10 protein-coding genes are annotated in these 11,497 nt (G+C 68.5%); 8 read left to right on the top strand and 2 right to left on the bottom strand.

Features of this window, described 5'->3' with window-relative positions; genetic code table 11:
- The first annotated feature begins 48 nt into the window (after positions 1–48).
- From ACK41C_RS01730 to ACK41C_RS01720, 3 genes are all read left to right on the top strand, one after another.
- On the top strand, positions 49–2,367 hold the full coding sequence (locus ACK41C_RS01730) for a calcium-binding protein (RefSeq protein ID WP_409649696.1): 2,319 nt from the start codon (positions 49–51) through the stop codon (positions 2,365–2,367).
- A 124-nt stretch (positions 2,368–2,491) separates the two neighbouring features.
- Positions 2,492–3,244, top strand: a complete 753-nt coding sequence (locus tag ACK41C_RS01725; RefSeq protein ID WP_409649693.1) for a TylF/MycF/NovP-related O-methyltransferase — start codon at positions 2,492–2,494, stop codon at positions 3,242–3,244.
- Between the two features lie 52 nt (positions 3,245–3,296).
- Positions 3,297–4,967 (top strand): glycosyltransferase family 4 protein, encoded by a 1,671-nt coding sequence (locus tag ACK41C_RS01720; protein ID WP_409649690.1) that lies wholly within the window; start codon positions 3,297–3,299, stop codon positions 4,965–4,967.
- A 196-nt stretch (positions 4,968–5,163) separates the two neighbouring features.
- On the opposite strand, the gene ACK41C_RS01715 is transcribed toward ACK41C_RS01720, so the two are convergent.
- Together ACK41C_RS01715 and ACK41C_RS01710 are read right to left on the bottom strand one after the other, a co-directional pair.
- Positions 5,164–6,189 carry a M23 family metallopeptidase gene (locus ACK41C_RS01715; protein ID WP_409649687.1) on the bottom strand — a complete coding sequence of 342 codons (1,026 nt, stop codon included), beginning with the start codon at positions 6,187–6,189 and terminating at the stop codon, positions 5,164–5,166.
- 39 nt (positions 6,190–6,228) lie between these two features.
- On the bottom strand, positions 6,229–6,972 hold the full coding sequence (locus tag ACK41C_RS01710) for a sulfotransferase domain-containing protein (protein ID WP_409649684.1): 744 nt from the start codon (positions 6,970–6,972) through the stop codon (positions 6,229–6,231).
- Between the two features lie 155 nt (positions 6,973–7,127).
- On the opposite strand from ACK41C_RS01710, the gene ACK41C_RS01705 reads away from it, so the two are divergent.
- From ACK41C_RS01705 to rfbC, 5 genes are read left to right on the top strand one after another with little or no spacing between them, the layout of a single operon-like run.
- Complete coding sequence (locus ACK41C_RS01705; protein WP_409649681.1) at positions 7,128–7,895, top strand: cephalosporin hydroxylase family protein; 768 nt, start codon at positions 7,128–7,130, stop codon at positions 7,893–7,895.
- A 2-nt stretch (positions 7,896–7,897) separates the two neighbouring features.
- Complete coding sequence (rfbF, locus tag ACK41C_RS01700) at positions 7,898–8,671, top strand: glucose-1-phosphate cytidylyltransferase (protein WP_409649678.1); 774 nt, start codon at positions 7,898–7,900, stop codon at positions 8,669–8,671.
- On the top strand, positions 8,668–9,729 hold the full coding sequence (rfbG, locus tag ACK41C_RS01695) for a CDP-glucose 4,6-dehydratase (protein WP_409649675.1): 1,062 nt from the start codon (positions 8,668–8,670) through the stop codon (positions 9,727–9,729). Before rfbF ends, rfbG begins: the two co-directional genes overlap by 4 nt.
- Positions 9,726–10,964 (top strand): methyltransferase domain-containing protein, encoded by a 1,239-nt coding sequence (locus tag ACK41C_RS01690; RefSeq protein WP_409649672.1) that lies wholly within the window; start codon positions 9,726–9,728, stop codon positions 10,962–10,964. Before rfbG ends, ACK41C_RS01690 begins: the two co-directional genes overlap by 4 nt.
- Entirely contained in the window at positions 10,964–11,497 is a 534-nt protein-coding gene (gene rfbC, locus ACK41C_RS01685) for a dTDP-4-dehydrorhamnose 3,5-epimerase (protein WP_409649669.1), read from the top strand. Before ACK41C_RS01690 ends, rfbC begins: the two co-directional genes overlap by 1 nt.

Here is an 11,497-nt window from a genome sequence, read left to right as displayed (position 1 = left end):
GGTGGCCGGGCGTTTCGGGGGTCCATGTGACACAGACTGGAGAGAAGCATGGCGACTTATAACTTCGAGACGATCACCGCCGAGGAGGCGTTGGCGTACACCACGAACGACACGCTGGTGTTCACCACCCCCGGCGCCACCGCCACGGCGGTGTCGGTCGTCTTCACGATCGGTTCCTTCCCGAACCCGGACACCGTCTCGGTGACCTTCAACGGCCGCACCGTCGTGTTCGGCACGGGCATCCTCGGCGAAGGCGATCAGCTCGGCGAAATCATCCTCCCCGACGGCAGCATGCTGTTCGTGGGCGCCGCGGGCGCGGACGTGGTGGCCGGCACCAGCCAGGGCGACGCCATGTACGGCTTCACCGGCAACGACAACCTGTCGGGCAACGACGGCAACGACTACCTGCACGGCAACCAGGGCGATGACACCCTGTCCGGCGGCGCGGGCAACGACACGCTGCTCGGCGGCCAAGGCGCCGACCAGATCTCCACCGGCACCGGCGCCAATTATGTCAACGGCAACGCGGGCGCCGACTCCATCACCGGCGGCTCGGGCGCCGACACCCTGCTCGGCGGCCAGGACAACGACACCATCGTCGCGGCCGCTGGCAATGACTACGTCTCGGGCGACCTGGGCAACGACAACCTGGACGGCGGCGACGGCAACGACACCCTGCTGGGCGGCGATGGCGCCGACACCCTGGCCGGCGGCGCGGGCGACGACTATCTCGCCGGCGATGCGGGCGCCGACAGCATCACCTCCGGCGCGGGCGCCGACACCGTCTCCGGCGGTGCGGGCAACGACTCGATCACCAACTCCGGCGGCGCCGACTCCATCGACGGCGGTGCGGGCGATGACGTGATCACCGGCAGCGCCGACGCCGAAACCATCTTCGGCGGCGACGGTGCGGACAATATCGACGCCGGCGCGGGCAACAACTTCGTCCAAGGCAATGCGGGCAACGACACCATCGTGGCGGCCGGCGGCAACGACACCCTGCTGGGCGGTCAAGGCGCCGACGTGATCACGACCGGCGACGGGGCCAACTACGCCCACGGCAACATCGGCGCCGACTCGGTGACCGGTGGTGCGGGCGCCGACACCCTGCTCGGCGGTCAGGACAACGACACCATCCTCGGCGGTGGCGGCGGCGACCTGATCTTCGGCGACGCGGGCAATGACAGCCTGAACGGTGAAGGCGGCAACGACACCATGTATGGTGGCGACGGCAACGACAACATCACGGCCAGCTCGGGCAACGACATCGTCGATGCGGGCGCGGGCAACGACACCGTGATCGCGGCGGGCACCGGCAACGTTCAGATCGGCGGCGGCGACGGCAACGACGTCATCACCCTGACCGGCAGCACGGGCAACAACACCGTCAACGGCGATGCTGGCACCGACTCCATCACCGGCGGCGACGGCAACGACCTGATCTCGGGCGGTGACGGCAACGACACCATCCTGGGCGGTCTCGGCAATGACAACATCGCCGGCGGCGCGGGCAACGACTCGCTCGTGGGCGGTGCGGGGTCCGACACCATCCTCGGCGGTGACGGCAACGACACCATCGACCTGGCCACCGGCGCGGCTTCGTCCGACCTGGCCGACGGCGGCGCCGGCAACGACACCATCACCGGCGGCACGGGCGTCGACTACATCACCGGCGGTCTCGGCGACGACGAACTCGTCTCCGGCGGCGGCGCCGACACCATCTTCGGCGGTGACGGCAACGACACCATCACCGGCGATGCGGGTGCGTCCCAACTCTGGGGCGATGCCGGCGACGACCAGATCGACGGCGGCGCGGGCGCTGAAACCATCAATGGCGGCGCCGGCAACGACGTCATCACCACGGGTGGCGGCGCAGACGTGGTCGACGGCGGCGAAGGCGACGACAACATCACCGGCGACACCGCGGGTGAAGTCCTTCGCGGCGGTGCGGGCAACGACACGATCGATGGCGACGCTGGCGCCGACACGATCACCGGCGGCACAGGCGTCGACGTCCTGACCGGCGGCGCCGGTGCGGACCGCTTCGTCTTCGCGGCCGGCGACACCGGCACGACGGCGGCGACGGCCGACGAGATCACCGACTTCACGGCGGCGGACGACTCGATCGCCCTCGGCGTGGTCGGCTCGGCGGCGAACTACCTCGAGCAGTCCGCGGCGAGCTTCGCTGCGGCCCTCTCGGACGCCTCGGCCCTGATCTCGACCGGCGCGCGCGATATCGTGGCGGTGGAAGTGGGCGCCGATGTGTGGGTGTTCGCCGACAGCGCCGGCACCAACTCGGTGTCGACGGTCATCAAGCTGACCGGCATCACCCTCGCCGACGTCTCCGAAGCGGACTTCACCGCCTAAGCGACCTAGGTCGAACCAGACTGGGAAGGGCCGCTCTTCGGAGCGGCCCTTTTCTTTTGTGTCCTTGGGCTTCTCCGGCGAAGCTCAGCCGTTTAAGGCTGGAGCCTCAATCGCGCCGCTTCCGATGACACGTCCCTATTATCATTCCGCCCTGTTCTTCGGCTGGAAGGACGAGCCCACCTTCCGGGGCCACATCCGCGACATGCTGCTGGAGCTGAAGACGCTCCAGGGGTCCTTCACCGGCGACAACCTCATCACCTTCGACAAGAACCTGAGCTTCCTGTCGGACGAGGTCTTCATGACCGCCTTCGAGCGCCATGCGCAGACCAAGGTGGAGAAGGGGATCCTCTGGCGGACGGCGACGCTGGCCTGGGCGGCGAAGAACGCTCTCAGGCTCTCCGGCGATTTCGTCGAATGCGCCTGCTACAAGGGCACGACGGCGCGGATCCTCTGCGACTATCTGGATTTCGGCTCCCAGGCGCAGCGGACCTATTATCTCTACGATCTTTTCGAGCACGACCCCTCCATGCCTCATCACCACATGGAGGAGCATGGGGCGGGGCTCTACGAGGCGGTGAAGGCGCGCTTCTCCGATCTCGAAAATGTGGTGATCACCCGCGGCCGCGTCCCCGACAGCTTTGTTGAGGCCGCGCCGGACGCCATCGCCTTCCTCCACCTCGATCTGAACAACGCGGAGGCGGAAACCGCCGTCCTGGAAGCCCTGTTCGACCGGGTCGTCCCAGGTGCGGCCATCGTGCTCGACGACTATGGCTGGCTGTTCTATCGCGCCCAGAAGCTCGCCCATGACGCCTGGTTCGACGCGCGGGGCTATAGCGTCCTGGAACTCCCCACCGGCCAGGGGCTGGTCATCAAATAGCGACGAACCGCCGTTTGCCCCCGCCTGCGAAACCCGTTACCGCCCAGGTTGCATGACCAACGCCGCCATCTTCCTGCATCACGACGCCTTCGACACCACCGGCGATCGGCTGATGGGCCGCCATTCGGCCGGCGAGAGCTTCCTCCGCGGCTTCATCCGCCATGCGGATGTGGACCGCTTCAACTTCTACAACGCCACGCCCCGCCGCCAGGCCGACATGCAGGCGCTGGTCGAACGGATCGAGCCGCTCGCCCGGCCCGCCCGCTGGATTCCCATGCGCAACCGCCCGGCCCTGGCCGACCCGGGCTGCCTGTCCTACCCCTCGCCGGACATACCGCGCGAAGCCTGGGCCCGCCTCCCCTTCGGCAGCCATCGCTACAGCCTCTGCGGAATCACCCACACCACAGCCAGCGAAGCGGCGATGGACGTGATCGCGGAGATGGCCACGGCTCCGGTCCAGCCGTGGGACGGCCTGATCTGCACCTCGCGCGCCGTCCGAGCCAGCGTCGAACTGCAGATGGAAGCGGTGCGGCAGAACCTGGCCGAGCGGCTTGGCGCCACACGATTTCCGACACCCCAGCTGACGACCATCCCGCTTGGCGTGAACGCAGCCGATTTCGCGCCCTCTCCGGAGCATCGCAGGGCCTGGCGCGAGCGGCTTGGAATTCCGGAGGATGCGGTCGTCGCCCTCTATGTCGGCCGGCTCAATGTCGCCGCGAAGATGAACCCGGCCATGATGGCCATGGCCCTGGAAGAAGCCGCGCAGAGGACCGGCAAGCCGCTCTACTGGATCGTGTCCGGCTGGGCGAGCACCCAGGCGCTGACCGACAACTATCACGAACTGACCCGCGCCCTGTGCCCCAGCGTGCATTATCGAGCGGTCGACGGACGTCCCGCCGACACGCGATTCTCGATCTGGTCGGCGGCGGACCTCTTCATTTCGTTCTCCGACAACATCCAGGAGACCTTCGGCCTCACGCCGACGGAGGCCATGGCCGCCGGCCTGCCCTGCGTAGTCACAGACTGGGACGGCTATCGCGACACCGTCCGCCACGGTGTCGACGGCTTCCGCATCCGCACCTATGCGCCGCGCGCGGGGCTGGGGCGCGACCTCGCCTACTACCACGCCAACGGCTGGGCCAAGTACGAGCTCTATCTGGCCGCCGCGGCCCAGATGACCGCCATCGACCACCAGGCGGCGGTCGAGGCTCTCGTCGCGCTGGTCACCGACGCCGACCTCCGGCGCCGGATGGGCGAGGCGGGCCGCCGCCGCGCCCAGGCGGTCTTCGACTGGTCGGCGGTGATCCCGCTCTATCAGGCCTTCTGGGGCGAGCTCGCCGAACGCCGCGCTCAGGCCACGGCGCCCGCGGGCGGCATCGCCGACAATCCGCGCCGGCTCGATCCTTTCACCCTCTTCCAATCCTACCCGACCGAGCTCCTCGGCCCCGACTCCGTCCTGCAGGCGGAGCCGGGGATGGACTGGCCCGCCGCCGACGACCGCCTTTCCGGCCCGCTCGCCACGCTGGGCGCCTGGGCCTTGCCCCAGAAGTCGGAGATGGAGCAGGTCTTCGGCTCTGTCGCTCATCATGGCGAGGCGCGCGTCGCCGACTTGGTGGGCCTGTTCCCGCCGGCCCGCCACTCCTTCGTGGAGCGAGGGCTTCTCTGGCTCGTGAAATACCGAATCCTGCGCGTACGCCCGCGCGCCGGCGATATCACCGATTGAAATCCGGGCCTGTCAGGGGGTTCGCAAGAGGCCGGGCGGAGAAGCGGCGAACTCACCGCCCGGCCAAAGCGACACAGCCATGGAGAGCTAGGCTGACGCTGAACTGTAGCCTAGTCGCGTCGCCCGTGAAAGGGACTCCGCGCCCGAAGCGGCGGGAAAAAGACGGCTTCGCGGTCGCGTGCATCCGCGCCTCACCCTAGAGGCGAAGTTCCTCCGTCTGGCTGGCGGCCGTCGCCCCCTCGCGCAGGATTCGATAGGTCGCCCGATAGGTTCCCGGAGGCCAGCCGCCGCTGGGCGTGCGCTTGCCGACGTACATGAAATACTGCGCCATCGGCCGCTCGAGCGGCTTCAGGCGCTGCCGCGCCAGCTCCACGCCGCCAGGACCCTCCAGAACCATCTCCTGTTCGTCGCCCGCTTCCAGTTTGACGCCCCGGCCATAGGCCACGAGGACGGGAGCAGCCGCGCCCGGCGCGGCGATCTCGCCGGCCTCGATCTGCTCCATGGTGACCGGCGCGCCGGAGAAACCCAGGTTCAGCACCGCGCCGCGGCGATAGGCGAGCGCCTTGGCCGCGGCGGGCTCCCATAGGCCGGCGACCGGCGCCTGCGGTTCGCAACTTCCTTCCGGGGCCGTGGGTGCGAAGGGGTCAACCGTCACGCCGTCTCGACGCACGGTCAGGTGCAGGTGCGGATACTCGGTATTGCCGGAAAGACCGATCCGCGCGATGGGCTGGCCCGCTGCGATGGTGTCGCCTGCCTTCACCCTCAGGCTTCCCTGGGCGAGATGGCAGTACTGGGTTTCCCACCCGCCGCCATGGTCGATGACGATCCCGTTGCCGCACTCCTGGCCGGAAGCCGAGGCGGCGGCCGCCGTCCGGATCGAGACGTCCGGGACGCCGTCGCGCAGTCGCGCCACCCGTCCGTCGGCGGCCGCCAACACGTCGACTCCGGCCCGTTGGGCGGCCATGTCCGGCACGCGGATGTCGACGCCGCCGTGCGCCTCGTAGGTCTGGACGCCGCAGCGATAGTCCTTCGCGCCCGGACCCGGATCCCGGTCGACGTGGTTCTGCAGTTCGCAGGTCTTGCCGATCTCGCACGCGACGGGGAAGGTGAGGCTCGGCGCGCCGGCCGGCGGCCGTGCGGCCGGCGGTTCGGGAGCCTTCGATTCGGCCGCGGGGCCGCAGCCGGCGACGAGCGCCAGCGCCAGGAGGGGAATCGGTCTCATCGGCTCATCCTCGCCGGTCGTCTTGGAGAAACTGTGGCGTCAGCCGAACGCGATTCCCGTCAGGGATTTCAGCCGCGCCATGTCCGCTGCATAGAGATCCCGCAGGAAGGCCTCGTCCTCGGCCGAGAGACCGCCGCCATAGTCCATCTCCCGACCCACGTGCACCTCTCGCGGCTCCCGAGGAGCTGGCGACGGGAGCCCGAGGAAGGCGTTCACGGCGCCGAGCGCCGGGTTCGGGTCGGCCCGCAGGTCCTCGGCCTTCAGGATGAGCACCTGGTCGCGGGGAAAGAGGGCGAAGAGCCGCTCCACCTGCTCGCCGTAATAGCCGCGCTCCACATAGGAATATTCGCGGTGAAAGCCCCAGGGCTCGGCGTCGAAAAGCCGTCGGCGGCCTTGTCGGATGCACCAGGCGAAAGGCCTCGTCTCCACGCCGCGCGCATACTCCATCTTCCAGTGCGACCAGGCTCGCGCGACCGGATCGCGCAGCAGCAGGATCAGCTTGGCGGCGGGATTGTAGGCGGCGATGCGCTCCAGCGCTTCCCGCCAATAGATGTAGATCGGCGTCGCTTCTCCCCGCACGCGCGGCGCTGTCCAGTCGAACCGAGCGTGATAGGGGCCGTAGTCGGGCTCGCGCCAATCGACAGATTCGTCGTCGAAGAAGTGGACCTCCTTCACATCCGATAGACCGATGGCCGGGTCTTCGGCCAGGAAGTCGTAAAGCGCCGTGGTGCCCGCCTTCTGGACGCCGACGATCATGAAATCGATCCGGGGGCCGGCGCTCATGACGCTTCCTTCCTGCTTGCGACGGCGCGCCGCCGCCGTTCGCCTGGATACGGCTTCATCGCGCCGACGACACGCGATAATAGAGGGGCCGGTTCGCCGGCGGGGGCGGGGCGGACGCCCCCTGCCGGCCACATCTCATATCGGGGCCAGAGCACTTGATCACCATCATCGACGAAGAGCGCGGCGAGGTCGTCGTCAAGGACGGCGAGACTGAGACCCGCCACAGCCTGGCGAGCAACGAAGGATTCGCCGCCGTCTCCAAGGCCTGGCTGCGCGCGGGCTGGGACGCCAAGTACGTCTACTCCTTCGCCTGGATGGGCCGCCCGATCATCCAGCTGCCTGAGGACATGATCCGCCTGCAGGAGGTGATCTACGCCCTGAAGCCCGACGTGCTGGTGGAGACGGGCGTCGCGCACGGCGGGTCCCTGATCTTCTACGCCTCGCTCTTCGAGGCCATGGGCCACGGCCGGGTCGTCGGGATCGACATCGAGATCCGGCCGCACAACCGCGCCGCCATCGAAGCCCACCCGATGAAGAAGCGCATCGAGCTGATCGAGGGCTCCTCGACGGCGCCGGAAGTGGTCGCCCAGGTGAAGAGCCTGATCAAGCCGGGCGAGAAGGTGCTGGTGGTTCTCGATTCCAACCACACCAAGGGCCACGTGCTGGACGAGCTCCGCGCCTACGGCGAGATGGTGGAGGTCGGCTCCTACATCGTCGCCACCGACGGCATCATGGCCCAGGTGAAGGGCGGCCCGCGCACGGGCGACGATTGGGACTGGAACAACCCCAAGGCCGCCGCCTACGCCTTCGTCGCCGAAGATGCGCGCTTCGTGATCGAGGAGCCGGCTTTCCCGTTCAACGAGGGGGTGGTGACCGAGCGCGTCACCTACTGGCCGGACGCCTTCATCAAGCGGATCGCCTGAGGATGAAGGTCGTCATCCTGGCCGGCGGCCTCGGCACGCGCATCTCCGAAGAGAGCCACCTGAAGCCCAAGCCGATGATCGAGATCGGCGGGCGGCCGATCCTGTGGCACATCATGAAGCTGTTCTCGCACCATGGCTTCAACGACTTCGTCGTGTGCCTCGGCTACAAGGGCTATGTGGTCAAGGAGTACTTCGCCAACTACGTGCTCCACAACGCCGACCTGACCGTGGACCTGGAGAAGGGATCGCTCGAGTACCACGCCACCAATCACGAGCCCTGGCGCGTGACCCTGGTCGACACCGGCGAGGAGACCATGACCGGCGGGCGGGTGAAGCGGGTCGCAAAGTACCTTGCGCCTGGCGAACCGTTCTTCCTGACCTATGGCGACGGCGTCGCCGATGTGGACCTCGGCAAGCTGCTGGCGTTTCACAAGGCGCATGGCCGGCAGGCCACCGTCACCGCCGTCGCGCCGCCCGGCCGTTTCGGCGCCCTCGAGCTGAAGGACGGCCAGGTGCAGCGGTTCGTCGAGAAGCCGCCGGGCGACCACGGCCTGATCAATGGCGGCTTCTTCGTCCTGCAGCCGGAAACGGTCGCGCGGATCGAGGGCGACGCCACGGTCTGGGAGCAGGGGCCTCTGGAAGGCCTCGCCCAACAGGGCGAACTGATGGCCTACGCTCATGAAGGCTTCTGGGCGGCCATGGATACCCTGCGCGACAAGAACCACCTGGAAGGGCTCTGGGCCTCGGGCAAGGCCCCCTGGTGCGTCTGGAAATGACCAGGCCCTCGCCCGGCTTCTGGTCCGGCAAGCGCGTCCTGTTGACGGGGCACACGGGGTTCAAGGGCTCGTGGGCCGCCATCTGGCTGGCGCGCATGGGCGCTGAGGTCACCGGGCTTTCCCTGGCGCCGGATCACGACCCGGCCCTGTTCGACCAGGCGAGCGTCGGCGATCTCGTCGATTCCCACATCGTCGATCTGCGCGACCAGGCAGGGGTGGAGGCGCTGGTCGGGGCGCGGACCTTCGACCTCGTGCTGCACATGGCCGCCCAGCCGATCGTGCGCGCCTCGGTGGAGGATCCGGTCGGCACCTTCGCGGCCAACATCATGGGCACGGCCCACCTGCTGCAGGCCCTGCGCAGCCAGCCCGCCCTGCAGGCCGTGCTCGCCATCACCTCGGACAAGGTCTACGCCAACGCCGAAACGGGCCGCGCCTTCGTCGAGGACGACGCCCTGGGCGGCAAGGATCCCTACTCCGCCTCCAAGGCCGCGACGGAGATCGTCGTCCAGAGCTTCGCCCGCAGCTTCTTCGACAAGGCCGGCGTGCCGGTGGCCACGGCTAGAGGCGGCAATGTGATCGGCGGCGGCGACTTCTCGCGCGACCGGCTGGTGGCCGACGTCGTCCGCGCCGCCTGGCGCCAGGACGTGACGGTGCTGCGCCACCCGGAAGCCACCCGGCCCTGGCAGCACGTCTTGGACTGCGTGGCGGGCTATCTCGTTTATCTGGAGGCGCTCGCCACCCGGGCCGAGGCCCCGCGGGCGCTCAACTTCGGCCCCCGGCCGGGCGGGCGCGAGGTGAGCGTCGGCGAACTCGCCACCGCCGCTATCGAGGCCTTGGGCGCCAAGCCCTGGCGCCACGAGCCGGACCCGAACTCCATCGAGGCCAAGTCCCTGGGCATCGACGCCAGCCTAGCCCGCCGCGTGCTCGGCTTCGAGAGCCGGCTGGACGCGCCCAAGGCGGTGGCCTGGACCATGGATTGGTATCGCCGCCAGGACCAAGGCGAGGACGCGCTCGCCCTCGTCCACGAGCAGATCGCCCGCTACGAAGAGCTGAAATGACCGTCCCTGCCTGCCGCTTCTGCCGCGCGCCCCTGACCCAGACCTTCCTGGACCTGGGAGAACAGCCGCTCGCCAACAGCTATCTGACGAAGGAAGAGCTGCAGGCAGGGACGGAGAAGTTCTATCCGCTGCACACCCGGGTCTGCGGATCCTGCTTCCTGGTCCAGGCGGACGATCCGGTCTCGGCCGACGAGATCTTCGATTCCGGCTACGCCTATTTCTCCTCCTATTCCGAAAGCTGGGTGGCCCACGCCAAGCGCTACGCCGAGGCGATGGCGGCGCGCTTCGGACTGGGGCCGCAGTCGCTGGTGATCGAGGTCGCCTCGAACGACGGCTATCTGCTGCAGCACTTCAAGGCGATGGGCGTGCCTGTCCTGGGGATAGAGCCCACCGCCAACACCGCCGCCGCGGCGGTGGAGAAGGGCGTCCCGACCGAGGTCGCCTTCTTCAACGACGCCACGGGCCGGGCCCTGGCCGCCCGCGGCGTGGCCGCCGACCTGATGGCCGGCAACAACGTCCTGGCCCATGTGCCGGACATCGGCGACTTCGTGGCCGGCTTCCGTCATGTGCTGAAGCCCGAGGGCGTGCTGACCTTCGAGTTCCCGCACCTTCTGAACCTGATCGAGAAGGTGCAGTTCGACACCATCTATCACGAGCACTACTCCTACCTGTCGCTGCTGGCGGTGGAGCGGGTGCTGCGCGCCAACGGCCTGCGCCCGTTCGACGTGGAGCTCTTGCCGACGCATGGCGGTTCGCTTCGCCTGTTCTGCGCTCATGAGGCTTCGAGTCATGCCGAGACGGACGCACTCCGGGCGCTCCGCGCGCGCGAGGACGAGGCGGGGCTGGCCAGGCTCTCCACCTATGAAGGGTTCACCGCCAAGGTGGAGGCGGTGCGGGCGCAGTTCCTGGCCTTCCTGGATCGCGCCGATGCGGAGAGGAAGACGGTGGCGGCCTATGGCGCGGCGGCCAAGGGCAACACCTTCCTGAACTACTGCGCGGTGACCAAGACCGACATCGTCGCGGCCTTCGACGCCAATCCGCACAAGCAGAACCGCTTCCTGCCCGGCAGCCATATCCCGATCTACGGCCCCGAGAAGGTGGCGGAGATCCAGCCGGACTACATCGTGATCCTGCCCTGGAACCTGAAGGACGAGATCATGGGCCAGCTCGCCCATGTGCGCGACTGGGGCGGCCGGTTCGTGATCGCCGCGCCAGACACCCAAGTCCTCGACTGATGCGCTTCTCGCCGACCGCTATCGAGGGGGTGACCCTGGTCGAGATCGAGCCGGTCTCCGACGCGCGCGGCTTCTTCGCCCGGCTGCACTGCCCTGAGGAATTCGCTCACGCCGGCCACCCCTTCGTCCCCGCCCAGACCAGCCTGTCGCGGAACACCGCCGCCTTCACCCTGCGCGGCCTTCACTACGAGGCGCCGCCGCACGAGGAGGCCAAGCTGGTGCGAGTGACCCGCGGCCGGATCTTCGACGTGGCGGTGGACCTTCGGGCGGACAGCCCGACCTATCTGAAGTGGACCGGCGCCGAGCTGTCGGCGGAGAACGGCAAGGCTCTGCTGATCGGGCGCGGCATGGCCCACGGCTTCCTCACCCTCGAGCCGGACACCGACGTGCTCTATCAGATCGACCGCATCTTCACGCCCGGCCACGGCCGCGGCGCGCGGTGGAACGACCCGGCCTTCGCAATCGAATGGCCGGCCCAGCCGCAGGTGATCTCGGAACGCGACGCCGCCTATCCCAACCACGGGAGCGTCTGA

Source organism: Phenylobacterium sp. (assembly GCF_046290725.1).
Classification (GTDB): Bacteria; Pseudomonadota; Alphaproteobacteria; order Caulobacterales; family Caulobacteraceae; genus Phenylobacterium.
This window is presented reverse-complemented; position numbering and strand designations above follow the sequence as displayed.

Coding starts and splice junctions, on each gene's coding strand:
- ACK41C_RS01715 (WP_409649687.1), bottom strand. CDS start 6,189: ATGAGACCGATTCCCCTCCTGGCGCTGGCGCTCGTCGCCGGCTGCGGC.
- ACK41C_RS01690 (WP_409649672.1), top strand. CDS start 9,726: ATGACCGTCCCTGCCTGCCGCTTCTGCCGCGCGCCCCTGACCCAGACC.
- ACK41C_RS01730 (WP_409649696.1), top strand. CDS start 49: ATGGCGACTTATAACTTCGAGACGATCACCGCCGAGGAGGCGTTGGCG.
- ACK41C_RS01725 (WP_409649693.1), top strand. CDS start 2,492: ATGACACGTCCCTATTATCATTCCGCCCTGTTCTTCGGCTGGAAGGAC.
- rfbC (WP_409649669.1), top strand. CDS start 10,964: ATGCGCTTCTCGCCGACCGCTATCGAGGGGGTGACCCTGGTCGAGATC.
- rfbG (WP_409649675.1), top strand. CDS start 8,668: ATGACCAGGCCCTCGCCCGGCTTCTGGTCCGGCAAGCGCGTCCTGTTG.
- ACK41C_RS01720 (WP_409649690.1), top strand. CDS start 3,297: ATGACCAACGCCGCCATCTTCCTGCATCACGACGCCTTCGACACCACC.
- rfbF (WP_409649678.1), top strand. CDS start 7,898: ATGAAGGTCGTCATCCTGGCCGGCGGCCTCGGCACGCGCATCTCCGAA.
- ACK41C_RS01710 (WP_409649684.1), bottom strand. CDS start 6,972: ATGAGCGCCGGCCCCCGGATCGATTTCATGATCGTCGGCGTCCAGAAG.